The organism is Duganella sacchari (assembly GCF_900143065.1).
Taxonomy (GTDB): Bacteria; Pseudomonadota; Gammaproteobacteria; order Burkholderiales; family Burkholderiaceae_D; genus Rugamonas; species Rugamonas sacchari.
Genome location: NZ_FRCX01000005.1, coordinates 29,607 through 56,305, shown reverse-complemented (window position 1 = coordinate 56,305; position 26,699 = coordinate 29,607). Strand labels below are relative to the sequence as shown.

Genomic DNA, 26,699 nt, shown 5'->3' with positions numbered 1-26,699 from the left:
ACTGACTTATGCAACTGAAGATGCGCCGCAACCTCCCCTTGCTTCCGCTGCTGCTGGCCGCGACGCTGCTGCTTTCCGGCTGTTCCACCATGCGTTCGCTGGTGGGCATGGACCCCAAGCCTGTCTCTCCCGACTGGAAATCCCTGAGCCTGCGCGCTGCCGCCGACGCCAATAACAATAGTGCTGTCGCGGTGGACCTGGTGCTGATCAAGGATGCGTCCATGGTGGATTCGCTCATGAATATGCCGGCGTCCAAATGGTACGCCACGCGTGCTGATTTGCAGCGCACTTTCCCCGAAGGCCTGACGGTCTATCCGTTTGAACTGGTGCCTTCGCAAACCCTGCGTCTGGATGACAGAAAGTGGAACGGCCAGAAGGCCTGGGCCGCCGTGGTGTTTGCCGGTTACGGCAATCCGGGCGAGCACCGCGCGCGCCTGATGCTGAATGCCGGCGCCTATGTCGTCCAACTGAACGCCCAGGGCTTCGCTGTGAGCGAAGTGAAACCTGGCGCAGCACAGTAGAAAGAGACCGATGACCGTAACTCCACTTTTACCTCGCATCCAGTGGCACGAAGGCATGATGCTGACGCCGCAGCACTTCCAGCAGGAAGGTGCGCGCGTCGATGGCATGCTGGCGTGGCAGTCGCTGGCCACCAGTCCTTATGGCTGGGGTGTGCGCGAGCTGGCCATCGATGAAGCGCTGCTGACCACCGGCTTGCTGCGCATCCGCCAGCTGGAAGCGATACTGCCCAACGGCATGGCGGTAGCCTACGACAGCGCGCTGGCGCAAGGGAAGGCGCTGGAGCTGGACTTGTCGCCATGGGCGGAAGCGATGGCGCAGCAGGATTTGCCGGTGTATCTGGTCATCGGCAATACACGTTCGCTGCGCCAGCCGGGCCAGCCGGCCATGTTCCGTGGTGTGGAAAGCGCCGCAGTTGAGGATGAAATATCGCAGGCACTGGCTGCCGATGTGCCGCGCATGGACGTCAATCTGGCGCTGATGGCAGGCGCCACGCCGTCCGCCGCATACACGGCGTTGAAGCTGATGACGGTCAACAAGGGCAATGAGATCGTGCATCGCGGCGCCTTCATGCCGGCCATGCTGGCGGTGCCCGCCGCTGCTGCGGTGCGCCAGCGCGCACAGACGCTGGCCACAAATATGCGCAACAAGGCGGTGTTCCTTGCGCGCCAGACCGCGCAGCCGTCCTCGCGTACGGAGGACCGCATCAATCTGCTGGAGCAGAAGGCGCGGTTATCGAGTTTGATCCTGAATCTGCCATGGCTGGAAGCGGTGCTGCGCGCGCCAGTGACGCAGCCGTTGCCGCTGTACCTGGCCTTGTGCGCGCAACTGGGACCGCTGGCGACCTTGCGCCCCGGCGCGGTGCCGCTGATGCCGCCGGCCTACGATCATGCCGATGCCTGGCCGGCCTTTGATGCGGTGCTGCTGGCATTGACCGATCTGGTGGCGGAAGTGAGCCAGGAGTGGAAGACCTGTACCTTCAATTTCGATGGCCAGGTGTTCTCGCTGCCGATGCAGCCGGAGTGGATGGGGCAGCGGCTGGTGATTGGCCTGCGCGGCCAGCCGGACCGCGAGGCGACGCAGTGGATGACCGGCGCCGTGATCGGCTCGAAGACGGTATGGACCTCGCTGACCGATCGCCGGGTATTGGGTGCACCCCGTGTACGCATCGAGGCGGCGCCCGAACTGGGCTTGCGCGCCAGCGCCGGCTACACCTTGTTCAGCGTTGAGGTATCGGACGAATTCATTGTGGCCGATCAGGCCCTGTTAATCAGTAACGCCACCGAAAGCGTGCGCTCGCAGCGCCCGCAAGAGGTGGTGTTGTTCATCAAAGGATGACGACCATGACTGCCAATAGCGCAGCGGCGGCGCCGGCCGCGTGGAGCGGCGGCATCAGCGAAGGCGTGGACCTGGCCTCGGTGCAGTTCCGCGATTTTTACGACACGCTGTCGCGCTCTGCGCAGGCGGCAACGCAAGTCAGCGAAGCGGACGCCAAATCGGCCGCTGAGGCACTGAGCCGCCAGCTATGCCAGTTGATCGAGTTGCAGTCGCTGGAGGCGCGCCGGGTTGCCGGCAAGGCTGGCATCGAGGCGGAAATCCAGGGCCGCTTCCTGAAAGCCGCGCTGGCCGACGAGGTGCTGCTGAATACGGAATGGGCGGGGCGCAGCTATTGGCGCCATGTGCTGATTGAGACCATGCTGTTCCAGTCCAGCTATGCCGGCGAACGGGTGTTCGACGATCTGGACCAGCTGCTGCGCGAACGCGAGCCGTCGCGCCGCAATCTGGGACGGTTGTATCTGTATTTGCTGTCGCTGGGTTTCCAGGGCCGCTATCGTGGCCAGAAGCAGGACAAGATTGTGGAATACAGGCGTGAGCTCTTCCAGTTTGTCTACCTGCGGCCGGCCGACCTGCAAGGGCGGGACCGCACGCTGTCGGAGCCGGCGTACGCCAGCACGCTGTCGCATCTGGCCGCACGGCGCCTGCCGCGCTTCAATCGCAATGGCCTGCTGTTTGTGATTGTGCTGCTGGTCCTGCTGGGACTCTCCGAGCTACTGTGGTTGTGGCAGTCGTGGCCTGTGCGGGCCGGACTGACCGCAACGCTGTGATCAACCAGGGGGAAGACGCATAGTGTTGAACTTCTTGTCAGATAACACGGCCATCGCCACGCTGCTGGTGCTGACGGTGCTCGTCATGCTGTTGTTCGCCATTGTGATCTGGGCGGCGATGAAGGGCGCGGAGCAGGCTGACAAGCCGGCTGCATTGCAGCCGCGCCTGATCAGTGCCGATTCGCTCAAGCAGTCGTTCCGCGTGGCGGTGGAACTGATCGAGAATAATATCGCGGCACGCTCGGAGCGCTATAACCTGCCATGGACGCTGGTGCTGAACGAGGGCACGGCCGGGCGTGAGCTGCCGCTGCTGCAGTCCGGTCTGCAAAGCGCGCTGAGTACGGATAGCTCGCTGACTGCGGGTGCACAGGGCATCAGCTGGAACTTCTTCGACCAAGGCGTTGCGGTGCAGCTGCAAGCCGACTATCTTGGCTCGCCGGACCCTGATGCCGCCAACGCCAACAACACCTGGGACGATTTCCTGGGCCTGTGCCGCAACTACCGGCCGGACCGTCCTTTCGACTCGATCGTGCTGGCGATACCGGCGGCCCTGTTCCTCAACGCGGACGGCGCCGGGCAGCTGGACCTGGCGGCACGCGCCAAAGCCATCCATCGCCGTTTGTGGCTGGCGCAGAACCGTCTGGCATTGCGCTTCCCGATTTACATTGCGATCACCGATTGCGAAATCATTCCGGGCTTCGCGCGTTTTGCCGCAGCGTTGCCGGAGCCGCTACGCCGCTCGATGCTGGGCTGGTCGTCGCCGCATGAACTGAGCGCGCCGTTCCAGCTGCAGTGGATGGACACGGCGATGAACGAGATCGGCCGCACGCTGTCCGACAGCTGCGCCGAACTGTGTGCGCTGGAGCCTGCGGGTTCGGACAGCAGCGAATACTTCCTGCTGCCGAATCAGATCGAGCGCCTGCGCAACGGGCTGAAAATCTTTGCCGAAGAACTGATGCGCCCGAGCGCGTATCACGAACCCTTCCTGCTGCGCGGCGTTTATCTGACAGGCGATTGCAGCGACGAGGCGGCGCTGCTTGGCGATGGCCACGCGCCTGCCGATCTGACGCTGGGCACTCCGGCGGTTGATGCACCGGCACCGGTCGAGCCAGTGGCGGATGGCGAAGCGCCACCGCCTGCATGGCTGCCGGGGCAGGGCAGCGCCGTGCCGGCCTTCCTGCGCGATATCTTTGAACGCAAGATCTTTGCCGAAGTAGGGCTGGTGCGCGCGTCGTCGGTGCATCGCATGCCTCGTCCGGCCATGAATCGCCTCGCGCGCTGGACTGCGATTGGCATTCCAGTGATCTGGGTACTGGGCCTGACCTATGCCACCTTCGACCTGCATCGCTTGAGTGGCGACGTCCGGATCTACCTGGAAAAGCTGGACCGCGATTCACGCGCCAGCCTGCAAGCCAGTAGCCAGAGTGTGATCGACCCTGCGCAAAGCCGCCAGCGGGCGATGGAGGCATTACAGTACATCGAATTGATGGGTAATGCACGCTTGCGCTATTTGGCCATGCCTGGATCATGGCCTTGGTTCGATGACCTGCATCAGCGGGTGCAGCGGCGCATGGAGAAGGGCTTTGCCGATAACGCTTTCGATCCGCTACGCCGCTCGGCCTATGCGCGCATGAGCGAGTTGACCGGGGTGCCGATCGACCCGGTATCGGGCAGCCTGATTATCGGCGGCCGCTGTACATTGCCGTCACGCTGGAACGAGATGACTGCTGGCGCCAACAACGCTTTAAATATTGAGAACCTGCCGGAGTTCTCGGCACTGCTGCAATACACATCCCGCATCGAGCAGATGGACCAGGTGCTGCAAGCGATGATGCGCCTGAAATCACCGAATTCCGGCCCTGCCTCAGGCGAGGATCTGGCGCTGGTGGTGCGAACCCTGCTGGGCGCTGAATTGAACGGCAATCCAGACCGCACGGCGCAGCTGTTCCGCCAGGTGGCCAAGGAGGTGCAATCGCTGACGATAGAGCCGTTGCAGGAAGCCGCCAGCTGCTCGTACAAGCTGGCGGTGCGCGCCACGGCAAAGCGCCTGTATGTCAACAATGGCTTGCTGAAAGCGGAGCAGACCATCTCGGAGAGTTCCAACGCGCTGTATGAAGCCGATCCGCGCGCGGATGCCAGTACCACGGTCGCTATCTGGCAGGCGCTGCGCACTGCGCTGCGCGCGCAGGAGCTGTACCTGGTGGCCGGCAAGGGCGGCTGGATGCACCGCGCTACGCTGGACCTCGGGCCAGCCTGGGATAACCTGATGCAGAAGACGCAAAGCATTTCACTGCTGGGGACACCGATCGTTGACGATGCGCGCAAGCAGATGGATGAAGGCTTCACGCAGTTTATCTCCGCGTGGGATGCGACGCTGTCGGCCGACAGCCATTCGCAGGGGCTGAGCTCCGGCCTGGAATACTCGGAGGCGAATTCCTCCTGGGCCTTTGCGGCGGACCGCAAGGCGCTGTCGGATGCGCTGCAAAGTTTGTTGACGCAGCCTTTCATGAAATTCAATCACCTGAGCCGTTTGCCCGAGGTGCCGCCCGGCTCCACCGTTGCCTGGGATGGCGCGCGGCTGGATCAGGTGCAGGCGCTGGCCGACGCGCGCAAGCGTGTGCAGACCGACTTCCTGCCGAAGTTCCCCGCCAATCTGCAGGCGCCGGCGGCACGCCTGGCGGATGCTGCGCTCGGCGAAACGGCGCGCGACCAGCTGTCGCAGGCGTATATGGTGTCGGCGCGCGAGGTCCAGGCGCCGGTGACGGAAGCCGATCGCGCCCGCGTGCTGCGCATCCGTTCCTGGCTGCAGGAGATCGGCGCACTGGCGGTGGCGGATAATCTGTCTGCCGTGATGAGCCGCGATGCCCTGTCGCGTTTGCAGATGCTGGATGAAACGCTGACGCGCGCGGAAGTGTTCGTGCCGCGCGACCGCTCCTTCCGTTCGTGGAATGGCGAGAAGGCGCCGCTGCTGGATGCTTTTGGCGCCGGCGATGCTGGCGCTCTGGCGGGCTATGTGGCGCAGCAGCAGGCCTTTATCGAAGCCACCGGCAAAGATGCGGAAGCGCTGCTACTGCAACTGGGCGGCTCGGCGGCCGGCAATCCCCTGGTCGGCAAGTGGCAGGCGACCGTGTCGGACCTGAACCGCTACAAGCTCAAAAGCCCGACCAGCAGCCTGACCGCACTGGAGAACTTTGTGCTGGTCGGTGCGGCCGATATCGATATCAACAACTGCCTGGACAAGCTGTCGGCACGCGCAGCGCAGCGCCGGGCCAGCGATATCTTCTCCGAGCGCATGCAGGGTTTGCAGGGCGGTTTGTATTCGCGTTGCCGTGAGCTGATGCAGACCGGCTACCAGGATGCGTGGACGCGCTTTGCCGATGCCTTCAACAGCGAACTGGCCAACCGCGCGCCGTTCCGCGCGCTGTCGCCGGATGGCGTGAAAACAGCCGATAAGGTTCCCGCCGACGTCGAGGAGGTGGGCGCGGTGCTCAAGCTGTTCGACCGCGTGCATACGCTGGCGATGGCGTCGGACCGCGATCCCAGCCGGCCTTCCGCAGCCAGCACGGTGCGCAAGATGGACGATCAGATGCAGAAAGTGCGTGATTTCCTGGCGCCGCTGTATCCCAGCGAAGAAGGGCAGCCGGTCGGCTTTGACGTGCTGGCGGAATTCCGCGCCAATACGGCGACGGAAAGTGAGGGCAACAAGATCATCGACTGGGCGCTGACCGTGGGCAGCCATACCTTACATCAGCGCGACGCCGCCAAAGCGCTGCGCTGGGAGCCGGGTTTGCCGGTGATGCTGACGCTGCGATTTGCGCAGGACGGTCCCGTGGTGCCGAAATCCGAGGGCGGTCATGCGGGCATGTCGGTGGAGGAGCGGACCGTCAGCTACAGCTTTGATGACCCGTGGGCGCTGTTCAGCTTTGTGGCGGCGTATCGTGAATCGGAGGGCGCACCGGCTTCCGGCTCGCGCTCGCAGTTGCTGAAGTTTGAGTTCCCGCTGACGGTGGTCGGCGACGGCAAGATCGCGGCGCGCGATGCGCGTGCGCGCGTCTACGTGCGCCTGACGGTCAGCGCCGCCGGCAAGCGCGCGCCGCTGGTGTGGCCGCCGGCGTTCCCGGTCAAAGCACCTGCCTGGTGACGGTGATGGCGCCTGTATCCGCATTGACGCGCATTGCCGTTTTCGGCAGCTTCCACCGGGGCTTCCAGGTGCTGGGGGAGTTGTTGAGCGGACCGTTGTCGCAACGCGTGCAGGTGGTGGGCGTCGCCACCGACGACGTCAGCGCCGACTTTATCAGCCGTGGACGCCGCGTGTGGTCGTATCCGCACACGGCCAGCGAAGCGCTGATGGTGGAGCGGCTGGCGCAATCGCGTGGGCTCAGTGTGTACAAGGGCCGGGTCAAGTCCGAGGCGTTCTATCAGCTATACGAACAGCAATGGCGGCCGGATATCTGCATTGCCGCCACGTTCGGGCAGCGCATCGACGCGCGGCTGTTTGCCTTGCCGCGTATGGGCTTCTTCAATCTGCATCCGTGCATCGACGATGGCTGGCCGTCGCGCTATGCGGGACCGAATCCATTCCAGGCGTTGATGGACAATGGCGCCGACCATGTGGTGATCGCCCTGCATGAAGTGGACGACGGTTTTGATACCGGCCGGCTGGTGGCGCTGTCGGACAAGGTTTATATTCCGCCCGGCGCATCGGTGGTGGACCTGCACAAATTGACGTCGCCGCTGGCGGCCAAGTTTTTTGCACGTGAACTCGGCAAGATGCTACCGTAGGCCATGGCGACGATCAAAACCAATCTGCGCAATCTGGTCGACAAGGCGCGTTCGCTCATTACTGAAGATAAGAGTTTGGAAAATCCGACAGCCCCCATGAATGGACCTAGCCTACCGATACCGCAGTCTCTGATGAACGTCGAACATCTGCGTGAGCTGGAGCTGTTGCAGCAGCCGATTACCGAGGGCCAGCCCTGCGGCATCGCGCTGCGTTACGATCCGGTGTTTACCGAGATCCGGCTGGCGCGCGAGGAAGACGATCCCAGTCTGCCGATGGGGCAGTGGGAGCGTCCGCTGAAAAAGGCCGACTGGGCGCTGATTGAAACGCGCTGCAAGACAGTGCTGGAGCATCGCTCCAAGGATTTGCAGATCGCCGCCTGGCTGGCGGAGGCGTGGACCCGCCAGTTTGGCGTCGATGGCCTGTACCGCGGCCTGAGCCTGATCGATGGTCTGCTGCGCCGCTACTGGGAGCCGCTGCATCCGATGGTCAGCGATGGCGACGCCGATGCCCGCATTGCACCGCTGGAGTGGATGAACGCATCGTTCGCCATGATGATACGGCTGCATGTGCCGCTGTTGAGGATCCACACCCGCAAGCCACCGGTGCTGACGCTGGTGGACTGGGACCGCATGACGGCGCGCGAGTTGTCGGCCCATGGCGAGCATGAGGATAAGGGCGAGCCGCCGATGTCGCGCACCGAGGTGATTTCATACGCACATCAGCGCCTGGGGCGTGAGATGGCGCAGCGCCTGCAGGTGGTACAGCGCTGCCTGAACTGCCTGGAGACCATGCTGGCCTTCGTCGACCTGCAGCTGGGGGCGGAGTCGCCCAATCTGTCGAAACTGAAGGGGGCGCTGGTGGCAATGGAGCGTGTGCTGCAGCAGCTCGCGCCCGAGCACAAAGAGGAAGAGATCATGCCCGATGAGCCGCAATCCATGGACGCTGGTCTGAGCGCGAAGGTGGCGCCGGCGGCGGCCTTGCTGTCCGGCTGGAAGAACCGCGACGAAGCGTATGCGACGCTGGAAGCGATCGCGGATTATTTAAGCCTGGTGGAACCGCATAGCCCGACGCCGTATCTGCTGCGTCGCGCCGTCAACTGGGGCCGCATGCCGCTGCCTGAACTGATGGCGGAAATCATCCGCGAAGAGGGCGACCTGAATCGCCTCGTGAATATGCTGGGCTTGCGTGAGTAGGCGCTTACTTGAGTTGATACACGGATGCCTGCTGGTCCAGCAGCAGGTTCTCCGAGCACAGCACGTAAGTGGAAGCGCCAGCCAGACTGAGAAGCAGTGCCCCGAAGGCGAGGGGTAGATAGCGTGCCATGACCAACTCCCTGATGTATTTAGTTGAACGATCCATGCGTTCAGAATAATTCAGGGAGTGTCAGAACGGCATCAGCAAAACGTCCGACGCCGTGTAGGACAACTGCTTGTCGTATATCTTGTTGGAAATCTTATTTGGTTTTCCAAAGCGTGATCGGACCGACCGGCGCGGTATCCAGCGCGTTGGCCTGTTCCAGCCACTGCGTCAGGCGTTCGGGCTGCTTGAGATGAATGCCCATGCCATCGATGGTGCCGATTTGCTCCAGGGCACTGGCGTTGAGCTTGGCCTTGGACACCGTTGGCGCGCTCATCACCATGCGATCATAGGCTTTGCGGGCCTTGTTTTCCCATTTATGCAGGCTGGTTTCATCGAAGCGGTTGCTTTCGAAGTAGACGGTCAGCGTGCCATCCGGATTGCCAAAGCCGACGATACCGGCGCCCAGGCGGATGGCAGCGTTGCTGCCAGCATCAAATGCGGCGGTGGGGACGAAGACGGCGGCGCGGCCGTCGGTGTCAGGACGACCTACGGGCGTGTCTTTGCCATAAGTGCTGACTTCAATAACAGGTTTATCTTGTGACATAACTTAAACAAATTCAGGGGATCAGCAGACGTGGTGTGCGGCTTTGCATGGGCATGCAAACGATTAACCATTGTAGCGCTAAACTAGTGCTGAATGGCAATAGGCTGTGCCAAAAATGTTGTAACGTTACGCGTGCGCCAGGGCATTGGGTTATAGTTATTGGCATGATAGCCAGAGGAGGATGGCATGCCATTGCACCAAGGTCTGAGCGTTTTCATTATCGACGACAATGATATGACCCGCAGTCTGTTGCGCGTCATCATTCAGGGCGACAAATACGACGTGGTGGGCGACGCCGGCACGGCCGAGGCCGCCCGGTTGCGTTTGCGCTCGCTTCGCGCCGACATCATTTGCCTGGATGTGGTGATGCCGGATGGCGATGGCCTGGAATTGCTGGAATGGATAAGGGACAAGCAGCCCAGGGCGGCGGTACTCATGGTGACCGCCAGTACCGACCGCAGCACCGTGGAGCAGGCGCTGCGCAGCGGCGCCAAGGGCTATATCGTCAAACCCTTCAATCCCGGTACCGTGATGGACACGCTGGACAAGATCGCAGTCCAGATCAAAGCCCAGCGCGCGACGCGTCAAACTGGCTAGATGGCATCGGCAATGTCGCAGTCCGAAACGCAAAAAGCCCAGTCAGAGACTGGGCTTTTCACTTAATTCTTTGGGGTGACTGATGGGGCTCGAACCCACGACAACAGGAATCACAATCCTGGACTCTACCAACTGAGCTACAGCCACCGCTGATTTACTACTCGCTGCCAACTAGTGCTGAACAACGAGCCAGAATTATACAAGCCGTTTTTAATTCCTGCAAATTTATATTTTGATGATGCTTAAACGTCAATCTTCTCCACCGGCGGGGTCAGACCCAGCAGGTTGGCAAAGGCTGGCGCCAGCGCGCTGACGTCGGCGGTGGTGTAGCCGTGCAGCGTGGCCGCGTCACCGCCTGCCGGACGCAGCAGTCCGGCGGCCTCCAGCAGGCGGCCGAGCTGGCGCGCGACAGCGTCGCCGGTATCGATCAGCGTGACGCCGCTGCTGGCATGGTCGCGTATCACGCGTTCAATACCGTCCTGCACGAAGGGATAGTGAGTGCAGCCGAGCACCAGCGTGTCCGCGCCTTGATCCAGCAATGGCGTGACGTACTTGTCCAGCAGGGCGGCGATGGCTGGCGTGTGGAGGTCACCCAGCTCGATCTGGTCGACCAGGCCCACTGCTGGCTGCAGCAGAAATTCAGTCTGCGTGGCGGCGGCAATCTGCTCGCGCAGTTGCAGGAATTTTTCGCCTTTGAGGGTGCGTGCGGTCGCCAGCACACCAACCTTGCGGCTGCGCGTGATGGCCGCCGCTGGCTTCAGCCCCGGCTCAACGCCGACCACTGGCAGCTCAGGATGCTTCGCCCGCACCGCCTTGATGGCAGCCACGGTTGCAGTATTGCAGGCCACGACCAAGGCCTTCATGCCTTGCTTGAGCAGGAAGTCGGTGACGATCAGTGCGCGAGCGACGACGTAGTCTTCGGTCTTGTCACCGTACGGTGCGTGACCGGAGTCAGCAAAGTAGATCAGGTGTTCGTTCGGGTACTGCGCGCGAATGTGGCGCAGTACCGAAAGCCCGCCCACGCCGGAGTCATACACACCAATTGGAGCATCGGGAGAGCGGGTCATAAGCATCAGGCAGTCACAACAGGGACGTTGAGTTGCTCGATGCGGGCCTTCCATTCTGCAGGGCCGGTGTTGTGCACCGAGCTGCCTTGCGAATCTACGGCCACGGTGACTGGCATGTCGACCACCTCAAACTCGTAGATCGCTTCCATGCCCATGTCGGCAAAGCCCAGTACTTTCGATTGCTTGATGGCTTTCGACACCAGGTAGGCGGAACCGCCTACTGCCATCAGGTAAGCCGACTTGTGCTTCTTGATCGACTCGATTGCAGCAGGGCCGCGCTCGGCTTTACCGATCATCGCGATCAGGCCGGTTTGTTCCAGCATCATGTCGGTGAACTTGTCCATGCGGGTGGCGGTGGTTGGGCCGGCTGGGCCGACCACTTCGTCACGCACTGGATCGACTGGACCGACGTAGTAGATCACGCGGTTCTTGAAGTCGACTGGCAGTTCTTCGCCTTTAGCCAGCATGTCCTGGATACGTTTGTGCGCAGCGTCGCGGCCGGTCAGCATTTTGCCGTTCAACAGCAGGGTCTGGCCAGGCGTCCACGAAGCGACTTCTTCCTTGGTCAGCGTGTCGAGGTTGACGCGCTTGGACTTCTCGGTGTCCGGCGCCCACGACACGTCAGGCCAGGTCGACAGCGGTGGCGGAGTCATGTAGGCCGGACCGGAACCATCCAGCACGAAGTGGCCGTGACGGGTGGCGGCGCAGTTCGGGATCATGGCCACTGGCTTGGAGGCCGCGTGGGTCGGGTGCATCATGATTTTTACGTCCAGCACGGTGGTCAGGCCGCCCAGGCCTTGGGCGCCGATGCCCAGTGCGTTGATCTTGTCGCACAGTTCGATACGCAGTTCTTCCAGCTTGTTCTGCGGGCCGCGCTGCTTCAGCTCGAACATGTCGATGTCTTCCATCAGCACTTCTTTTGCCATCAGCATGGCTTTCTCGGCGGTGCCGCCGATGCCGATGCCCAGCATGCCTGGCGGGCACCAGCCGGCGCCCATGGTTGGTACGGTTTTCAGCACCCAGTCGATCAGCGAATCGGATGGATTCATCATGATCATCTTGGATTTGTTTTCCGAGCCACCGCCTTTGGCTGCGACCTTGACGTCAACGGTATTGCCTTCGACCAGTTCCATGTGAACCACGGCTGGCGTGTTGTCCTTGGTGTTCTTGCGGTCGAAGTGCGGGTCGGCGACGATCGACGCGCGCAGCTTGTTGTCGTCGTAGTTGTAGGCGCGGCGCACGCCTTCGTTGACGGCGTCGGTGACGGTGCCGGTGAAGCCTTCAAAGCGCACACCCATGCCGATCTTCAGGAAGACGTTGACGATGCCGGTGTCCTGGCAGATCGGACGCTTGCCCTCGGCGCACATGCGCGAGTTGGTCAGGATCTGCGCGATGGCGTCTTTTGCGGCCGGGCTTTGCTCGTGCTCGTAGGCGCGGGCCAGGTGTTCGATGTAGTCAGCCGGGTGGTAGTAGCTGATGTACTGAAGCGCGGCGGCAACGGATTCGATCAGGTCTTCTTGCTTTATGATGGTCATGATGTTCTCGCGGGGTTAGTGGGATTCGTTGTGCGTCATCGTGGTGATGCGGTCAGTGTAAGAGATGGCCAGGGCCGACAACAGGAATACGACGTGGATCACCGTTTGCGCGATGATCACTTCCGGCTTATAGGAGCCGGCGTTAATAAAAGTCTTCAACAAATGGATGGACGAAATGCCGATAATCGCCATCGCCAATTTGGTCTTCAGCACGGAGGCGTTCACGTGCGACAACCACTCCGGCTGATCGGGGTGTGAATCGAGATTCATGCGGGAGATGAAGGTCTCGTAGCCGCCGATAATCACCATGACCAGCAGGTTGGAGATCATAACGACGTCGATCAGGCCGAGTACGACCAGCATGATGGTGGTTTCGTTGAGCTTGTCCGGCACCGGTGCGCCTGGTACGGCTATCGCTTGGAAAATGTGCTGGAGCGCAGCGTCGTTGCCGAGCGCGGCGCCGATCAGGTCCTTCAGCTCCACCCAGAAATGGAAGACGTAGACGCACTGCGCCAGGATCAGGCCGAGGTACAGCGGCAGTTGCAGCCAGCGGGTCATGAAGATAAAAGCAGGCAGCGGACGCAGCTTCTTTTGTGGCTCGGTCATTACGGCAAAACTCCTTGAAATGAGGCAGACTATGAAGACTGCCGACATTTTACACGTGCCGCCGGGCGACCGCATCGGCCCGCTGCGTTGAATTATTGGTAAAATTGTCGGGCTGACCATCCTCCGCCGGGGACTGGGCAGCTGTAAGGGCACAGTAAGCGATCAGCTTTATGTTGATGGCAAATGATTACTACACTGGAGACACCATGAGCAGCACTACTACCCAAGGTCCACAAGAATCCCGCGTGTTCGCGCCATCGCCGGCGTTTGCAGCGCAGGCCACCGTATCCGGCATGGATGCATACAACGCGCTCTGCGCAGAGGCGGCGGCCGACTATGAAGGCTTCTGGTCCCGTCTGGCCAAAGAGCACATCGAATGGCAGCAGCCATTCACCCGCACGCTCAACGAAGACAACGCGCCATTCTACAAATGGTTCGAAGACGGCAAGCTCAACGTCTCGTACAACTGCCTGGACCGCAATCTGCAAAACGGCAACGCCGACAAGACCGCCATCATCTTTGAAGCGGACGATGGCAAGACCACGCGCGTATCGTACAAAGAGCTGCACGAAAAAGTCTGCAAATTCGCCAACGGCCTGAAAGCGCGCGGCATCAAGAAGGGCGACCGCGTCATCATCTACATGTCGATGTCGGTCGAAGGCGTGGCAGCGATGCAGGCCTGCGCGCGTATCGGTGCGACGCACTCGGTGGTGTTTGGCGGCTTCTCCGCCAAGTCGCTGCAGGAGCGCATCATCGATGCGGGCGCGGTGGCCGTGATCACCGCCGACGAACAGCTGCGCGGCGGTAAAAACCTGCCATTGAAAGCCATTGTCGACGAAGCGCTGGCGCTGGGCGGCTGCGACACCATCAAAGACGTCATCGTCTATCAACGCACGGGCGGTAACATCGCGTTTAAAGAAGGCCGCGACCTGTGGCTGCACGACCTGGTCGAAGGCCAGTCGGCCGAGTGCGAGCCGGAATGGGTGGAAGCCGAGCATCCGCTGTTCATCCTGTACACCTCCGGTTCGACCGGTACGCCGAAGGGCGTGCAGCACTCGAGCGGCGGCTACTTGCTGTGGGCCGCGCTGACCATGAAATGGTCGTTCGACATCAAGCCGTCCGACGTGTACTGGTGCACGGCCGACATCGGCTGGGTCACTGGCCACAGCTATATTGCCTACGGCCCGACCGCAGTGGGCGCGACGCAAGTGGTATTTGAAGGCGTGCCGACCTATCCAAACGCCGGCCGCTTCTGGGAAACCATCGCCAAGCACAAGGTCAACATCTTCTACACCGCACCGACCGCGATCCGTTCGCTGATCAAGGCGTCGGATGTGGATGCCAAAGTCCATCCGAAGAACTACGACCTGTCGTCGCTGCGTCTGCTGGGCACCGTGGGCGAGCCGATCAATCCGGAAGCGTGGATGTGGTACTACACCCAGGTCGGCGGCGAGAAATGCCCGATTGTCGATACGTTCTGGCAGACCGAGACTGGCGGCCACATGATTACTCCGCTGCCAGGTGCGACACCGATGGTGCCGGGTTCGTGCACCTTGCCGCTGCCAGGCATCATGGCCGCGATTGTGGACGAGTCGGGCCATGACGTGCCGAACGGGCAGGGCGGTATTCTGGTCGTCAAGCGTCCATGGCCGTCGATGATCCGCACCATCTGGAACAATCCGGACCGCTTCAAGACGTCGTACTTCCCGGAAGAACTGGGCGGCAAGATGTATCTGGCGGGTGACGGTGCGATCCGTAACAAGGACACCGGCTACTTCACCATCACTGGCCGTATCGATGACGTGCTGAACGTGTCGGGTCACCGCATGGGCACGATGGAGATTGAATCGGCGCTGGTGGCCAATCCGCTGGTGGCAGAGGCGGCCGTGGTGGGCAAGCCGGACGATACGACCGGTGAATCGATCTGCGCGTTCGTGGTGTTGAAGCAGGCGCGTCCGACGGGCGACGATGCCAAGAAGCTCGCGCTGGAGTTGCGCAACTGGGTGGCCAAGGAGATCGGTCCGATCGCCAAGCCGAAGGAGATCCGTTTCGGTGACAACCTGCCGAAGACGCGTTCGGGCAAGATCATGCGTCGTTTGCTGCGCGTGCTGGCCAAGGGCGAGGTGATTACCCAGGACGTGTCAACGCTGGAAAATCCGGCAATTCTGGAACAATTGAAAGAAGCTTCCTAATAAGTTTTGTACTCTTGGGAATCTTTGCTATAATCTGGCGCTTCCCGGATGTAGGGGAAATGCAGGAGAGGTGGATGAGTGGTTGAAGTCGCACGCCTGGAAAGCGTGTATAGGTTCATAGCCTATCGGGGGTTCGAATCCCCCTCTCTCCGCCAAGAATACCGCAAGCGATAGCAAAGTTTGCCTAAAAACCTCCAAGAAATCAAAGTCTTGGAGGTTTTTTTACGTCCATAGTGCCAATGTTTGCCCATTGACAACCACATTCTTTGCATCCATTCTTGCTTCCATAATGGCCCGGAAGGGTAAATGATGGATGCAAAGAGATTGCCAAAACTCGCTATACCGCTGCCTCGCTCATGGCCCGCATGAAAGAGCTGGAAGATGAAAATCGTCGCCTGAAAAAAATGTGTGCCGAGGAGCGCCTGAAGGCAGAAGTCGTTGCGGAGGCTCTGGCAAAAAAGTGGTGAAGCCATCTCGTCGACGTGAGATGGCGAAGCACTATGCGTAGACTTTTGCTTATAAGTACTGGCTCATACACTGACTGAGTTCATGCAAACTAACACAGCGGGCACTAGTTCTACTCCGTCCACTCTTTCGTTGGTTTATACCCCAACCATAAAGTCTTGGAATATAACAGTCCCGTTTGTTTTATAGGGATGTCTTGCTCCCATGGGGGCAAACAGGGTGCAAACGCAAGCCAAAATTGGACACGGTTTTGTACAAGCGGATTATTCCTGTTCCGGTAAATCCATCGCAACTCGGCACCGGTGATTGAGCGCTCCTTTTCTGCGGAGTATATGGATCTTCCCACCCGAATATTGTTTTTTTTAACTACAGCAGTAATGTCGAGTTCATCCAGGAGAAAATGAACTGTTCTGTTTCCATTTACTGCCCAATCTAGTCCTCCTTTACACTTTCGGCGGGTGTTCTCATTACCAGAAGATAAGCCTTCTATCGCCGATTTGTATATGTTGTGCGCACTCAATGACTTTTCAAAGCTTTTAAGTCGAGGTTTCATGTAAACTTTATTTGCAAACCATGACAGATAGCTAGGTTCCGTTGGCAGTTCGCCGGGCATGACCGCTAAATCATCAATCAGAAATGCACCGGATCCTAGAAAAGGCTTTTTCTGGAGATAAGCAGTTCGAGCGGCAGCTACTCCATAGATTAAGTCCCCAGCAATTACTTTGATGGGATTAGTATTGTCTAGTGGCATCTCTTTCCCATTTATAGTCTTAACAAGATTACTATGCTACAAAATATTGCCTCAATCCTCAACAAATGTCACTCGGCATCACTGCGGAGTGTTGGGGCATATGCCCGATCGCTACCTGAATGTGCCGATCGGGTACATGGTTCCAGAAGAAGCGACGTTTGCAATGGTCGTTATCGACATGTCGAAAAGTGACGCCGTCTATAATGCTGTGCAGACGTCTGCACAAATGAAAAAGGCCCGCTTCGACGGGCCTGGTTTTTGATTATTGGTTGCGTTTAAGTTTTGGCGGAATGTTGAGCAGGGCTGAACGATTGGGGTGAATGTAAATCGCCTGGATTAGATCTTCTGCGACATCTATGAGGTGAATCACATCATAGTGGGTAGGATTGAAACCTCGGTGCATACTGGCATGCCCAGCTTCTAGCACTGGTTCGATGCCTTGTCGTTGTAGCTTCGAGATAAAGCCTTATTGCTCGAAGGCTTCGAGGTTTTTCTTAAAACTTCCATTATCGCCAACTTTTTCGATCATTACGTGTTCTAGTAAAGCTCTTACGCCAAGCGTTGCTAGTCGCAATGCACTAGAACTAATTGCAACGTAGATTTCCTCTATGAAATCATGCTTAATCGGATTGGTGGGGCGCTATCGCATCGGTGATTACGCGAGATCGATGTGCAGCATGAAGTTGGAAGTGACGAGTGGCTTCAGCTAGTGGATAGATAGAGATGGGCTAACTTATGGGATAACGGCGGTATGTGAGGGGAACAACGGGGATGTGATCGACGTAAGGTATTGATTCTATTACTCCTAATTTCCCCTGAGCTACCTCCTTGAAAAGTTAATAGCCTATCATGGGATTCGAAGGGATCGCCCCTACCGGGGTGAGCCGCTCCGAATCGTCCGACTGCCACCGCTACGCGGTGGCGCGCCGAAGGCGCAGCGCACCGCGCAAGAATTCCTAAAAGCACTATTTCAATTTGCCAATTGCCCGAATGGCGGCACCAAACAATCAAGACCGCTTCAACTGCCCGATAACGCTGGCTACCTTGGTAGTAATCATATCGACTGCCGGGCCATTGGCGCCGTGCGGAATAATGATATCGGCGTTGCGCTTGGTCGGTTCGATGAATTGCTTATGCATCGGACGTACCGTTTCCAGATACTGGCTGACCACGCTCTCCACCGAGCGGCCGCGCTCAGTGATATCCCGTTGCATACGGCGGATAAAGCGGATGTCAGAGGCGGTATCGACAAAGATCTTCAACGACATCATGTCGCGCAAGTCTGCGTCATACAAGGCAAACAGACCTTCGATCACGATGACCGGGGCTGGCTTGACGGGAATGGTGCGGTTGGAGCGGTTGTGGAGCGTGAAATCATACTCCGGCATCTCAATCGCCTCGCCATTGCGCAAGGCTTGTACATGTTGCACCAGCAGTGGCCATTCGAAAGCTTGCGGATGGTCGTAATTCTGCTGGCTGCGGACTTCCGGGCTGAGATGGGTTTGGTCGCGGTAGTAATCATCCTGCATCACCACCGAAACCATATCTGCACCAAACGCAGCGAGCACTTTCTGGGACACAGTGGATTTGCCACTGCCGCTACCGCCTGCGACGCCAATAATAAACGGTTGGAAAGAAATCGTATTCATGCCGAATGATACCGGAACCGCGGCCGAACTGACAGGGAGCGGCTGTTCTAATGCGGCATTCAGCAGCCGTGTGATGCTGGCGTTGACCGCCAGCCAGCCCCTTGTCTATGCTAAAGCAGTCGCGACAATTTGAAAAACGAGTATTGATTTATGAGTTTGGAAAAATACCCGTTTCGCCTGAAGCATCCTGATGCCACCAGAATCGAACTTGATCGATTGGCATCTGATGGCTATTGGATTCACACTGTGATGATCTGACTCGGACCGCAAACGTACCCGGGCATTGAGGCAATTAGTGTCATGCTATGGATGAGCGCGCCGTCAGGCATGGTGAAAAGCGGAAAATTCCCTGACGGCGCTATCGCTGGGATCATGAGGTCATGATGCGCGCTCCTGCTGCCTCTCATTGCGTAAGGTGCGCGCGAAGCTTGCCAGGCCTGCGGACGCCTCCAGGTCCCCAAGCTTGTCCAGGAAACCTGCAGCGGCAGACCAGTACAGAAAGTTGCTCGGGTCGATGAGGATGGCTTGCTGAGTGCGGGCCATGGCTACTTCGGGCTCTCCCTGGAGGTCAAAAGATATCGCGTCTACCAGCAAATGCTGGTCCGAATAAGGCGTAGTCGCCAGTATGCGATCCAGTAATTCCCGGTTTTCCGGATTTTCTCTTATCGTGCGCACCAGCAATTGCATATCGACAGGCGCTGCTGGGGCCTGGCCTGCTTGTGCAGCATCAGGCCGGATCAAAGAACGGTACCGCGAATTGCGCACGACCACAGCCGCATATACTGGTGCCACTGTGGATGAGAGCAGATGCCAAGGTGCGGGCACAGAGGTTCGTGGCGGCCGTAGATTGATGGAGTCGTCGTTTGGCAGTAACAGGTCTGCGAGCTGGTCCGGCACCAATACCCGTTCCTCGCATATCCTGTCCTGCCAGTTGCCGCCGCCCATCTGGGCTGCCAGGATGGCTGCATGCGCACCGTTAAAACTGAATTCAAAAGGATAGCGGGAGGGGGCGCCTTTTATGATGTAGGTGTACGCGCCACAATCAGCCGCAATTTCTTCGTACTTGATATCAAAGGCTTTGAAAGCCGTCTCCTGATCCATGTCCAGCGTTCGGAGGGTAAAAATAGTGGCCTGCATCAGCTTGAATAGATAATGTTGGCCGAGCACCCATTCGTCGTAGCTTTGTGCAGCCCTAACTTCGTCGATATCCTTTTCCGCTGTCTGCAGCAGATAGGCAATGCCATCGGCCCCGTCGCGCAATACTGGTAGCGTCGCTAGATTTACCGGCAACAATTCTGCGGTATACCAGTCGAAATCATTGTGAGGCTGGCTACCGAGGCAGAACGAAACGATATCATCGTCGCTGACAACACGCTGGCGGACTTGAAACAGGAAGATCAGGCAGTTCTTTAGCGCTATAGGGGCAGGCTCAAGCAAAAATCCGTGCTTTTGTAGATCGAGCAGGTAGCGCACGCTGGTATTGAAATCGGTCATATGCAGGACATACAGTGCTGCTCGTTGCAGGTAAATCAAAATATTTCCTGCTTCCTCAGGCATTTGCTGTTTTTGCCAGAACTCGTAACGTGAGGCCAGCAACGATCCCAGCCCGAGTGTCGTTCCAAGGCCGTAGTAGCCGCCAGGCGGGGCTTCTGGCGCCGTTTCACGAGAACACAGTAAAAACGGGAGGCCCATGACGGCCTGGTATGGCGCGCCATTATCGACTGTGGCCAATGCTCTGGAAAATGGATGGCCATGGGCACGGATGAAGTGTGTTAAATCATCAGGGAAGGCGGGGTGTGTTCTGTCGGCGAGCAAACCAAAGGCGCGGTACTGTGATACAGCCGCCGTAATGAGTTGATTGAGTGCCATTAATCGTCCCCTTGCTCTGCGTTGCCGTGCACCGCCTTGCCAACAAACGGTACGATCGCGGCCAGATCACGCTTGTGGTTCCATAGAAATAGAAGGAATTTGCGAAGGTAGTCGCCGGCGGTAAGTGGTTCGCTGCGTTGATGCGGGATATCCGCCAAGTCCAAGGCCTTGCCTACGCGCTCGCCGAAAGTGTTGGTGGGGAGGTCCGCATTTTTGGTGGTGGCAGGGAGAAGAGGAAATAGTTTTCGCACTCGTGCGGTTACCTTTTCCTGATTGCCCTCCAGCGGTACGTATACCGCATCAGAGGCATGTGCGATACGTTGAAGTAGCAGGACGCCAGGTAACTTCAGCGGTTTTGCGGGGAATAGATCACGGGCGAAAACCACCGCTGGGTTTTCTTCTGAGAGACTGATGTCCAAACCGGCAAAGGTGCTGCTGCGGCGCGAACGCGGTGCTTTTTCGTACAAGACCAAGACAGCATTGGTGCTATCGTTTCCTACACCGTCCGAGTGCAGATAGGCAGCGACACCCTCATCATTTCTTAAATCGTAGAGGAAAAGCGCATACAGGCCCTTATGCTGTTCATCGAGCTTTGCAAGTACTTCCGTTTGGAACAGTGCCTCCGGATTAGTGAACTCACCTTCGATGTGTTTGATACCTTTGCTTTCGTTCAATGCTTCAAGATATGGGCGGAACGCTTGCTCTAGCATTTATCAATCTCCAGAATTAAGTCGGCAGGAGCTGATATTGTGAACTGATTTGCACGTTGGAAATCTCTTCAATTATTGTATTAATCAAAAAATATTTAAACTGGCAACCAAACTGATTTATCGACTTGGACGCTGTCTCGTTTTGCGGCGCAATTGGCCTGCCAGCACCCCCAGCCCCGCCAGCATCATGGCCGCCGTGGCTGGCTCGGGCACTGGCGTTGTCTGCGCTGGCAACGGTGCAGCATAGGTTCGGAAGGTGTAGTCGTATTGGGCGAACGGCGTGTAGTCGTTGGCGTAGGCCATACCCTTTTTATAGTTATCGAGGCTGCCGCCGATGATGAAGATCGGGACGTCGCTGGTGAAGGTGAGGAAGTAGGTCTTGTTGGCTTCGGCCTTGACTGGCTTCCAGAAGGTATCTGCCCACAAGGTGCCGACACCTTTGGCCACGCCTTCGGCCAGCTTCACGCCGCCTTGCGTGGGCAGGGCGTCCCACAGGGCGATGGTGACGGGTCCGTCTTCCTCGGCGCGCGGCCATAACTCGATGCCGGCGCCGCTGATGCTGTCGGCGCTGGTCTGGAAGGACTGGGCTAGTCCGCTTTGAAAGAAACCGCCCATCGCATACGAGATGTCTTCCTGTTTCTGATCGATGGTGTTCTGTGCAAAAGCCAGCGGCGCGGCAAGCGCGATGCAGCTGGCGATCAGGCAGGAACGCAGGGGCGAGCGCATGTGTATCTCCTCATGTATGCCTGGCAGTTCGAGCTAAGCGCCTTCGTCGCCGGGCAATACGCGGGGCGCGCTACAGTTGATGCATCAACATCGTGTTTTCTTTACAGCAGTGGATTTGATTCTATTGAGGCCGAGGCCGGCAGAATGTGCGAACACGCACGGCCAGCCTGAAGTTTGCAGTGAGTATCTGTGACAATGTCTTGAGTGCAAACTGATAAGCTGCGCGGTTATTGCTAACTCATCCTCGCATGCTCGTGAAAAAACTGTCGCTCGCTACACTGTCTTTGTTGTTTGCTGCCTGCACGTCTGTACCGCCTCCGCTGTCGAGCGATAATCTGATCGCCTCAGGCTTCCAGCGTCCTGCCGCGCCAGCGCTGGTGGTGATGTTGCCGCCGCAGGTGGCGGCGCTGGATTTGCAGGAAGGCGTGGCGCTGTTGAAGGAGCAACTGCGTTTGCAACTGAGTCAGGCGGGTTACAAGGTGGTGGCGCTGGACCAGGATAGTTACAACGCTATCTGGAGGCAGGAAATAGCTGAGGTTGGTGGCGTGTTCGATCCGGCGACCGGGGCGATGAAGCAGCGCGAGTATGCGCAGGCCTTGGGGCATCTGGTACAGCGTGTTAGCGCCGAGACCAAGGCGGCAATGGTGATACGCCCGCAACTGGTGTTGCGCAAGGCGGAAGTTGCTGGCGTGTCAGCAGCGTGGGATGGTCAGATCCGCCGGCTGCCTGCCAAGGGTGGTGGCGGCGATGATGTACGTGGCAATGGTTCGACGCTAGGCCTGTCGGTTGGCTTGAATATGTTTGCCGCCAGTGGCGAGTTGGTGTTGAGTACCTATGGCGGCGCCATGCTGCCGTACCGCGTCAATTTTTTGACACTGCAGAACGAGGTGCGGCCGGATTTGTTTGCTGAGGATAAGGACCTGGCGGATGGTGTGGCATTAGCGCTGGAGCCATTCTTTAAGCTGTAGACTTATTTCTTCCCGGTTTTTTCCAGGTCGGCCTGAATTTTTCTCAGGAGCTTGGCCGTTTCTTCTGTTTGCCGTTTTACTTCGGCCTGCGCAGTGCTGAGGTTTTTGCCGGACTCGAATGAGGCAATCATGTTGGACATCACGGTGGCGTTGAGTGCTGCGACGCCGAGGATGACGGTAATGCCAGTGATGATAATGGTAATGCGCAAATTGGCCAGTGACGTTCGCATTTCCGCTAGCATTGTCTCGATACGATCAAATTTGGCATCGGAGTTCTTCTGCCGCTCATCCATGCGTTTGGAAAACTCAGTGTAGGTAGTTTCTATGGACGAAACTCTGCCGTCCATCCGTGCTTCAATGGTCTCTATCAGGGAGGTGGGATTGGTGGCGGGCGTCATAAGGCCAGTCTAGCACCGTGTACGAGATGGTGTACTTGATATTGCGCGAATCGAGGGGCATCCGTTGAGCGCCGTACTGCCCACGTCTGGGCTGGCTGCCTGATGTACTATAACGCAGCGAGGCAGGATGGACAGGCCTGCCACGACATAGCGTTGGGCATAGAACTCGGCAAACTGGAGACTGAAAACGATGAAGAAATTACTGAGCACGGCCGCTATTGCCGTGATGCTGGCTGTCGCGGGTGGCAACGCCATGGCCGATGCCAAAACCCCCAAGATCGGCTTCTCGATTGACGACCTGCGTGTGGAGCGCTGGGCGCGCGACCGCGACTATTTTGTCGCCGCCGCCGAGCAGCAGGGGGCCAAGGTGTTTGTGCAGTCGGCTGACGCCAGCGAGCAGCGTCAGATCGCTCAGATTGAAAATCTCATCGCGCGCGGCGTCGATGTGCTGGTCATCGTTCCCTATAACGCCACCGTGCTGACCAACGCGGTGCGCGAGGCGAAGAAGGCCAGGATCAAGGTCGTCTCCTACGACCGCCTGATCATGAATGCGGATATCGACGCCTACATCTCCTTCGATAACAATATGGTTGGCCAGTTGCAGGCGCAAGGCGTGCTGGCGGCCAGGCCGAAGGGGAACTTCTATCTGCTGGGCGGCGCGCCAACCGACAGCAACGCCAAGATGCTGCGCGACGGCCAGCTGAAAGTGCTGCAGCCCTTGATTGACAAGGGCGATGTGAAAGTCGTCGGCAAGCAGTGGGTCAAGGACTGGAGCCCGGCGGAGGCGATGTCGATTGTTGAAAATGCGCTCACCGCGAATGGCAACAAGATCGATGCCGTGGTGGCTTCGAATGACGTTACTGCTGGCGGCGCGATTCAGGCGCTGGCTGCGCAGAAGCTGGATGGCAAGGTCGCTGTGTCGGGCCAGGACTCCGACCTGGCGGCGGTGAAACGCGTGATCGCCGGCACGCAAACGCTGACGGTGTACAAGCCGCTGAAGCTGATCGCGTCGGAGGCTGCCAAGCTGTCGGTGCAGCTGGTGCGCAATGAGAAGCCTGCATTCAACGCCAAATATGACAACGGCTTCAAGCAAGTCGATGCCTTGTTCCTCAAGCCTGTGCTGCTGACCAAGGCGAATGTGGACCTGGTGGTCAAGGACGGCTTCTACACGCAAGCCCAAATCTCGGGCAAGTAATGTCTGGCTATTTGCTGGAAATGAAGGGCATCGTCAAGAAGTTCGGCGGTGTGCCTGCGCTTGACGGTATCGACTTGAACATCAAGCCCGGTGAGTGCATTGGTTTGTGCGGCGAGAACGGCGCCGGTAAATCGACCTTGATGAAAGTGCTGTCGGCGGTCTATCCGCATGGCAGCTGGGACGGTGAAATTCTGTGGGATGGCCAGCCGCTCAAGGCACAGTCGATACGCGAGAGTGAAGCGGCAGGCATCGTCATCATCCATCAGGAGCTGATGCTGGTACCTGAGTTGTCGGTGACCGAAAATCTCTTCCTTGGCAACGAGATCACGCTGCCGGGTGGCCGCATGCATTATCCCGCCATGCATCAGCGCGCGGAAGCGCTGCTGAAAGAACTCAAGCTTGATGACGTGAATGTGGCGCTGCCGGTCATGAACTACGGTGGCGGACACCAGCAGCTGATTGAAATAGCCAAGGCCCTTAACAAGAACGCGCGCCTGCTGATTCTCGATGAGCCTTCGTCATCGTTGACGGCTGCCGAAACGCGGGTGCTGCTGGAGATCATACGCGGACTGAAAGCCAAGGGCGTGGCGTGCGTCTACATTTCGCACAAGCTGGATGAAGTGGAAGCTATTTGCGACACCATCGTGGTGATCCGCGACGGAAAACATATCGCCACCACGCCGATGCAGCAGATGGACGTAAGGCAGATCATCGCGCAGATGGTCGGGCGGGAGATGCATCAGCTGTATCCGCAGCTGGAGCGCACGCTCGGCGATGTGGTGTTCGAGGCGCGCCATGTCACGTGCTACGACATCGACAAGCCTGAACGTAAAAAGGTCGATAACGTTTCCTTCACGCTGCGCCAGGGGGAGATCCTTGGCATTGCCGGCCTGGTAGGTGCAGGGCGCACGGAGCTGGTGTCCGCGCTATTTGGCGCCTATCCTGGCGCGTGCGAGGCGGAGGTGTGGCTGAATGGCGCGAAGATCGATACCCGCACGCCGTTGAAAGCCATCCGCAATGGCCTGGCGCTGGTGCCGGAGGATCGCAAACAGCACGGCATTGTGCGCGACCTGGATGTGGGGCAGAACATGACGCTGGCGGTGCTGGAACGCTACGCGCGCTTCACGCGCATTGACCGCGAGGCCGAGCTGAAAACCGTCAGCGAAGAGATCGTGCGGCTGGGACTCAGGACGGCCAGTCCATTCCTGCCGATTACATCACTATCGGGCGGCAATCAGCAAAAGGCCGTGCTGTCCAAGATGCTGCTCACCAGACCCAAGGTGCTGATACTTGACGAGCCCACGCGCGGCGTGGATGTGGGCGCCAAATTCGAAATCTACAAGCTGATGCTGGAACTGGCCAGCCAGGGCGTCGCCATCATCATGGTGTCGTCGGAACTGCCGGAGGTGCTGGGCGTGTCCGACCGCGTGCTGGTGATGGGTGAAGGCCAGTTGCGCGGCGATTTTGTTAATCAGAACCTGACTCAGGAAATCCTACTCTCAGCGGCTTTGGCGCACCATGACTCCCACTAAAATCAAACAGTTCTTCACGCAGTACAAACTTCTCGCGCTGCTGATTGCGATTGCCATTATCTGGACCTTCTTCAGCATGAAAACGGAAGGCGGATTTATCTCGCCGCGCAATCTCTCCAACCTGATGCGGCAGATGGCCGTCACGGGCATCGTCGCCTGCGGCATGGTGTTCGTGATTATCGCCGGGGAGATTGATTTGTCCGTCGGTTCGCTGCTGGGGCTATTGGGCGGCATAGCGGCGGTACTGGACGTGACGCAGCACATGCCGCTACCTGCGACGGTGGCGGTGGTACTGGCTTGCGGATTGGTGCTGGGTTTATTTAACGGCTTCCTGACCGCGTATGCAGGCATACCGTCGTTCATTGTCGGCCTGGGCGGCATGCTGGCCTATCGCGGCATCGTGCTGGGCGTGACGGGCGGCGCAACGGTGGCGCCGGTGTCGGAGTCCATGGTGCAGCTGGGGCAGGGTTATCTGCCGCCGCAAGCGGGCATGGCATTGGGCGTGCTGCTGTTTGTGCTGGCTGCGGTGCTGATCTGGCGCCAGCGCGTCAACCTCGCGCGCCATCATCTGCCAGTGCCTGCGCTGTGGCGCCACGCGGTGCGTCTGGCAGCGATAGGCGCGGTGCTGTTTGCGTTTGTCAGCACGCTCAATGAGTATGAAGGGATACCGCTGCCAGTGCTGCTGTTGCTGGTACTACTGGGGATATTCAGCTACATCGCGACGCAGACCGTGTTCGGGCGCCGCATCTACGCGGTGGGCAGCAATATGGAGGCGACGCGTCTTTCGGGTATTAATGTACAGGCAGTGAAGCTATGGATCTTCGGTATCATGGGTTTGATGTGCGCCTTGGCCGGTTTGCTGAATACCGCGCGCATGGCTGCAGGTTCGCCATCGGCAGGCACCTCCGGCGAACTGGATGCGATTGCCGCCTGCTTCATTGGCGGCACGTCGATGCGCGGCGGCTCCGGTACGGTGTATGGCGCCCTGATTGGTGCGCTGGTGATGGCGTCGCTGGACAACGGCATGTCCATGCTGGACGTTGACACCTACTGGCAGATGATCGTCAAAGGCGGCATCTTGACGCTGGCGGTGTGGGTCGATGTCGCGACGCGCTCCGGTCGTCGCTGA

At 58.8% G+C, this 26,699-nt stretch carries 25 protein-coding genes, 2 tRNA genes and 1 pseudogene; 15 read left to right on the top strand and 13 right to left on the bottom strand.

The window, feature by feature from the left end:
- Nucleotides 1–8 precede the first annotated feature (8 nt).
- The 6 genes from BUA36_RS11900 to tssA all read left to right on the top strand — a co-directional run bounded on the left by BUA36_RS11900 (nucleotide 9) and on the right by tssA (nucleotide 8,600).
- The gene (locus BUA36_RS11900) at nucleotides 9–521 is read left to right on the top strand and encodes a hypothetical protein (protein ID WP_084560120.1); all 513 of its coding nucleotides are present in this window, start codon (nucleotides 9–11) and stop codon (nucleotides 519–521) included.
- Nucleotides 522–531: 10 nt separating this feature from the next.
- Nucleotides 532–1,857: a type VI secretion system baseplate subunit TssK gene (tssK, locus tag BUA36_RS11895; RefSeq protein WP_072784741.1), complete on the top strand. Its 1,326-nt coding sequence runs from the start codon at nucleotides 532–534 to the stop codon at nucleotides 1,855–1,857.
- Between the two features lie 5 nt (nucleotides 1,858–1,862).
- Nucleotides 1,863–2,624: a DotU family type IV/VI secretion system protein gene (locus BUA36_RS11890; protein ID WP_229255686.1), complete on the top strand. Its 762-nt coding sequence runs from the start codon at nucleotides 1,863–1,865 to the stop codon at nucleotides 2,622–2,624.
- A gap of 25 nt (nucleotides 2,625–2,649) precedes the next feature.
- Nucleotides 2,650–6,765 (top strand): type VI secretion system protein, encoded by a 4,116-nt coding sequence (locus BUA36_RS11885; RefSeq protein WP_072784740.1) that lies wholly within the window; start codon nucleotides 2,650–2,652, stop codon nucleotides 6,763–6,765.
- Between the two features lie 5 nt (nucleotides 6,766–6,770).
- Nucleotides 6,771–7,406: a formyltransferase family protein gene (locus tag BUA36_RS11880; protein ID WP_072785439.1), complete on the top strand. Its 636-nt coding sequence runs from the start codon at nucleotides 6,771–6,773 to the stop codon at nucleotides 7,404–7,406.
- 132 nt (nucleotides 7,407–7,538) lie between these two features.
- Nucleotides 7,539–8,600, top strand: a complete 1,062-nt coding sequence (gene tssA, locus BUA36_RS11875; protein ID WP_229255685.1) for a type VI secretion system protein TssA — start codon at nucleotides 7,539–7,541, stop codon at nucleotides 8,598–8,600.
- A 4-nt stretch (nucleotides 8,601–8,604) separates the two neighbouring features.
- Here tssA and BUA36_RS31430 read toward each other — a convergent pair whose 3' ends face one another.
- Together BUA36_RS31430 and BUA36_RS11870 are read right to left on the bottom strand one after the other, a co-directional pair.
- A complete protein-coding gene (locus BUA36_RS31430) occupies nucleotides 8,605–8,730 on the bottom strand; it encodes a hypothetical protein (RefSeq protein WP_255490783.1) in 126 nt (41 codons plus the stop codon).
- Between the two features lie 130 nt (nucleotides 8,731–8,860).
- Nucleotides 8,861–9,310, bottom strand: coding sequence for a hypothetical protein (locus tag BUA36_RS11870; RefSeq protein WP_072784738.1), 450 nt, complete (start codon nucleotides 9,308–9,310; stop codon nucleotides 8,861–8,863).
- 186 nt (nucleotides 9,311–9,496) lie between these two features.
- Here BUA36_RS11870 and BUA36_RS11865 point away from each other — a divergent pair, with 186 nt between their 5' ends.
- Complete coding sequence (locus BUA36_RS11865) at nucleotides 9,497–9,907, top strand: response regulator (RefSeq protein ID WP_072784737.1); 411 nt, start codon at nucleotides 9,497–9,499, stop codon at nucleotides 9,905–9,907.
- A gap of 71 nt (nucleotides 9,908–9,978) precedes the next feature.
- Here the strand turns inward: BUA36_RS11865 and BUA36_RS11860 are convergent.
- The 4 genes from BUA36_RS11860 to BUA36_RS11845 form a co-directional block, all read right to left on the bottom strand.
- Nucleotides 9,979–10,054: transfer RNA gene (locus BUA36_RS11860), tRNA-His, on the bottom strand.
- Nucleotides 10,055–10,149: 95 nt separating this feature from the next.
- The gene (gene murI / locus BUA36_RS11855; RefSeq protein ID WP_072784736.1) at nucleotides 10,150–10,980 is read right to left on the bottom strand and encodes a glutamate racemase; all 831 of its coding nucleotides are present in this window, start codon (nucleotides 10,978–10,980) and stop codon (nucleotides 10,150–10,152) included.
- Entirely contained in the window at nucleotides 10,980–12,509 is a 1,530-nt protein-coding gene (locus tag BUA36_RS11850; protein WP_072784735.1) for a fumarate hydratase, read from the bottom strand. The genes murI and BUA36_RS11850 overlap by 1 nt, the downstream gene beginning before the upstream one ends.
- Nucleotides 12,510–12,524: 15 nt before the next feature.
- Nucleotides 12,525–13,115: a YqhA family protein gene (locus tag BUA36_RS11845; RefSeq protein ID WP_072784734.1), complete on the bottom strand. Its 591-nt coding sequence runs from the start codon at nucleotides 13,113–13,115 to the stop codon at nucleotides 12,525–12,527.
- Nucleotides 13,116–13,321: 206 nt separating this feature from the next.
- On the opposite strand from BUA36_RS11845, the gene acs reads away from it, so the two are divergent.
- The 3 genes and pseudogenes from acs to BUA36_RS30275 all read left to right on the top strand — a co-directional run.
- Entirely contained in the window at nucleotides 13,322–15,307 is a 1,986-nt protein-coding gene (gene acs, locus BUA36_RS11840; protein ID WP_072784733.1) for an acetate--CoA ligase, read from the top strand.
- Between the two features lie 64 nt (nucleotides 15,308–15,371).
- Nucleotides 15,372–15,462, top strand: a tRNA-Ser gene (locus BUA36_RS11835).
- Between the two features lie 192 nt (nucleotides 15,463–15,654).
- Nucleotides 15,655–15,806 (top strand): annotated as a pseudogene (locus tag BUA36_RS30275) (IS3 family transposase); the annotation flags it as partial.
- 78 nt (nucleotides 15,807–15,884) lie between these two features.
- Here the strand turns inward: BUA36_RS30275 and BUA36_RS30270 are convergent.
- Nucleotides 15,885–16,523: a hypothetical protein gene (locus BUA36_RS30270; RefSeq protein ID WP_139260511.1), complete on the bottom strand. Its 639-nt coding sequence runs from the start codon at nucleotides 16,521–16,523 to the stop codon at nucleotides 15,885–15,887.
- A gap of 100 nt (nucleotides 16,524–16,623) precedes the next feature.
- Between BUA36_RS30270 and BUA36_RS30710 the strand changes: the two genes are divergently transcribed.
- Nucleotides 16,624–16,785: a hypothetical protein gene (locus BUA36_RS30710; RefSeq protein ID WP_167544282.1), complete on the top strand. Its 162-nt coding sequence runs from the start codon at nucleotides 16,624–16,626 to the stop codon at nucleotides 16,783–16,785.
- A 204-nt stretch (nucleotides 16,786–16,989) separates the two neighbouring features.
- On the opposite strand, the gene BUA36_RS31620 is transcribed toward BUA36_RS30710, so the two are convergent.
- The 5 genes from BUA36_RS31620 to BUA36_RS11810 all read right to left on the bottom strand — a co-directional run bounded on the left by BUA36_RS31620 (nucleotide 16,990) and on the right by BUA36_RS11810 (nucleotide 21,477).
- Entirely contained in the window at nucleotides 16,990–17,124 is a 135-nt protein-coding gene (locus BUA36_RS31620) for a DUF4145 domain-containing protein (protein WP_371851449.1), read from the bottom strand.
- Between the two features lie 406 nt (nucleotides 17,125–17,530).
- On the bottom strand, nucleotides 17,531–18,172 hold the full coding sequence (udk, locus tag BUA36_RS11825; RefSeq protein WP_072784729.1) for a uridine kinase: 642 nt from the start codon (nucleotides 18,170–18,172) through the stop codon (nucleotides 17,531–17,533).
- Nucleotides 18,173–18,550: 378 nt separating this feature from the next.
- Nucleotides 18,551–20,041, bottom strand: coding sequence for a hypothetical protein (locus BUA36_RS11820; protein ID WP_072784727.1), 1,491 nt, complete (start codon nucleotides 20,039–20,041; stop codon nucleotides 18,551–18,553).
- The gene (locus BUA36_RS11815) at nucleotides 20,041–20,751 is read right to left on the bottom strand and encodes a hypothetical protein (RefSeq protein WP_072784725.1); all 711 of its coding nucleotides are present in this window, start codon (nucleotides 20,749–20,751) and stop codon (nucleotides 20,041–20,043) included. Before BUA36_RS11815 ends, BUA36_RS11820 begins: the two co-directional genes overlap by 1 nt.
- A 117-nt stretch (nucleotides 20,752–20,868) precedes the next feature.
- Entirely contained in the window at nucleotides 20,869–21,477 is a 609-nt protein-coding gene (locus BUA36_RS11810; RefSeq protein WP_072784723.1) for a PEP-CTERM sorting domain-containing protein, read from the bottom strand.
- A gap of 248 nt (nucleotides 21,478–21,725) precedes the next feature.
- Between BUA36_RS11810 and BUA36_RS30705 the strand changes: the two genes are divergently transcribed.
- Nucleotides 21,726–22,445 (top strand): hypothetical protein, encoded by a 720-nt coding sequence (locus tag BUA36_RS30705; protein WP_072784721.1) that lies wholly within the window; start codon nucleotides 21,726–21,728, stop codon nucleotides 22,443–22,445.
- 2 nt (nucleotides 22,446–22,447) lie between these two features.
- Here BUA36_RS30705 and BUA36_RS11800 read toward each other — a convergent pair whose 3' ends face one another.
- The gene (locus BUA36_RS11800; protein WP_139260509.1) at nucleotides 22,448–22,843 is read right to left on the bottom strand and encodes a hypothetical protein; all 396 of its coding nucleotides are present in this window, start codon (nucleotides 22,841–22,843) and stop codon (nucleotides 22,448–22,450) included.
- A gap of 190 nt (nucleotides 22,844–23,033) precedes the next feature.
- Here BUA36_RS11800 and xylF point away from each other — a divergent pair, with 190 nt between their 5' ends.
- The 3 genes from xylF to BUA36_RS11785 are packed head-to-tail and all read left to right on the top strand — an operon-like array spanning nucleotide 23,034 to nucleotide 26,699.
- The gene (xylF, locus tag BUA36_RS11795; protein WP_072784719.1) at nucleotides 23,034–24,038 is read left to right on the top strand and encodes a D-xylose ABC transporter substrate-binding protein; all 1,005 of its coding nucleotides are present in this window, start codon (nucleotides 23,034–23,036) and stop codon (nucleotides 24,036–24,038) included.
- Nucleotides 24,038–25,570 carry a D-xylose ABC transporter ATP-binding protein gene (gene xylG / locus BUA36_RS11790; protein ID WP_072784718.1) on the top strand — a complete coding sequence of 511 codons (1,533 nt, stop codon included), beginning with the start codon at nucleotides 24,038–24,040 and terminating at the stop codon, nucleotides 25,568–25,570. The genes xylF and xylG overlap by 1 nt, the downstream gene beginning before the upstream one ends.
- On the top strand, nucleotides 25,557–26,699 hold the full coding sequence (locus tag BUA36_RS11785) for a sugar ABC transporter permease (protein ID WP_072784717.1): 1,143 nt from the start codon (nucleotides 25,557–25,559) through the stop codon (nucleotides 26,697–26,699). The genes xylG and BUA36_RS11785 overlap by 14 nt, the downstream gene beginning before the upstream one ends.

What these genes read in the sequence shown, in the direction of transcription:
- BUA36_RS11900 (WP_084560120.1), top strand. Translation starts at nt 9, where the DNA reads ATGCAACTGAAGATGCGCCGCAACCTCCCCTTGCTTCCGCTGCTGCTG.
- tssK (WP_072784741.1), top strand. Translation starts at nt 532, where the DNA reads ATGACCGTAACTCCACTTTTACCTCGCATCCAGTGGCACGAAGGCATG.
- BUA36_RS11890 (WP_229255686.1), top strand. Translation starts at nt 1,863, where the DNA reads ATGACTGCCAATAGCGCAGCGGCGGCGCCGGCCGCGTGGAGCGGCGGC.
- BUA36_RS11880 (WP_072785439.1), top strand. Translation starts at nt 6,771, where the DNA reads ATGGCGCCTGTATCCGCATTGACGCGCATTGCCGTTTTCGGCAGCTTC.
- tssA (WP_229255685.1), top strand. Translation starts at nt 7,539, where the DNA reads ATGAACGTCGAACATCTGCGTGAGCTGGAGCTGTTGCAGCAGCCGATT.
- BUA36_RS31430 (WP_255490783.1), bottom strand. Translation starts at nt 8,730, where the DNA reads ATGGCACGCTATCTACCCCTCGCCTTCGGGGCACTGCTTCTCAGTCTG.
- BUA36_RS11870 (WP_072784738.1), bottom strand. Translation starts at nt 9,310, where the DNA reads ATGTCACAAGATAAACCTGTTATTGAAGTCAGCACTTATGGCAAAGAC.
- BUA36_RS11865 (WP_072784737.1), top strand. Translation starts at nt 9,497, where the DNA reads ATGCCATTGCACCAAGGTCTGAGCGTTTTCATTATCGACGACAATGAT.
- murI (WP_072784736.1), bottom strand. Translation starts at nt 10,980, where the DNA reads ATGCTTATGACCCGCTCTCCCGATGCTCCAATTGGTGTGTATGACTCC.
- BUA36_RS11850 (WP_072784735.1), bottom strand. Translation starts at nt 12,509, where the DNA reads ATGACCATCATAAAGCAAGAAGACCTGATCGAATCCGTTGCCGCCGCG.
- BUA36_RS11845 (WP_072784734.1), bottom strand. Translation starts at nt 13,115, where the DNA reads ATGACCGAGCCACAAAAGAAGCTGCGTCCGCTGCCTGCTTTTATCTTC.
- acs (WP_072784733.1), top strand. Translation starts at nt 13,322, where the DNA reads ATGAGCAGCACTACTACCCAAGGTCCACAAGAATCCCGCGTGTTCGCG.
- BUA36_RS30270 (WP_139260511.1), bottom strand. Translation starts at nt 16,523, where the DNA reads ATGCCACTAGACAATACTAATCCCATCAAAGTAATTGCTGGGGACTTA.
- BUA36_RS30710 (WP_167544282.1), top strand. Translation starts at nt 16,624, where the DNA reads ATGCCCGATCGCTACCTGAATGTGCCGATCGGGTACATGGTTCCAGAA.
- udk (WP_072784729.1), bottom strand. Translation starts at nt 18,172, where the DNA reads ATGAATACGATTTCTTTCCAACCGTTTATTATTGGCGTCGCAGGCGGT.
- BUA36_RS11820 (WP_072784727.1), bottom strand. Translation starts at nt 20,041, where the DNA reads ATGGCACTCAATCAACTCATTACGGCGGCTGTATCACAGTACCGCGCC.
- BUA36_RS11815 (WP_072784725.1), bottom strand. Translation starts at nt 20,751, where the DNA reads ATGCTAGAGCAAGCGTTCCGCCCATATCTTGAAGCATTGAACGAAAGC.
- BUA36_RS11810 (WP_072784723.1), bottom strand. Translation starts at nt 21,477, where the DNA reads ATGCGCTCGCCCCTGCGTTCCTGCCTGATCGCCAGCTGCATCGCGCTT.
- BUA36_RS30705 (WP_072784721.1), top strand. Translation starts at nt 21,726, where the DNA reads ATGCTCGTGAAAAAACTGTCGCTCGCTACACTGTCTTTGTTGTTTGCT.
- BUA36_RS11800 (WP_139260509.1), bottom strand. Translation starts at nt 22,843, where the DNA reads ATGACGCCCGCCACCAATCCCACCTCCCTGATAGAGACCATTGAAGCA.
- xylF (WP_072784719.1), top strand. Translation starts at nt 23,034, where the DNA reads ATGAAGAAATTACTGAGCACGGCCGCTATTGCCGTGATGCTGGCTGTC.
- xylG (WP_072784718.1), top strand. Translation starts at nt 24,038, where the DNA reads ATGTCTGGCTATTTGCTGGAAATGAAGGGCATCGTCAAGAAGTTCGGC.
- BUA36_RS11785 (WP_072784717.1), top strand. Translation starts at nt 25,557, where the DNA reads ATGACTCCCACTAAAATCAAACAGTTCTTCACGCAGTACAAACTTCTC.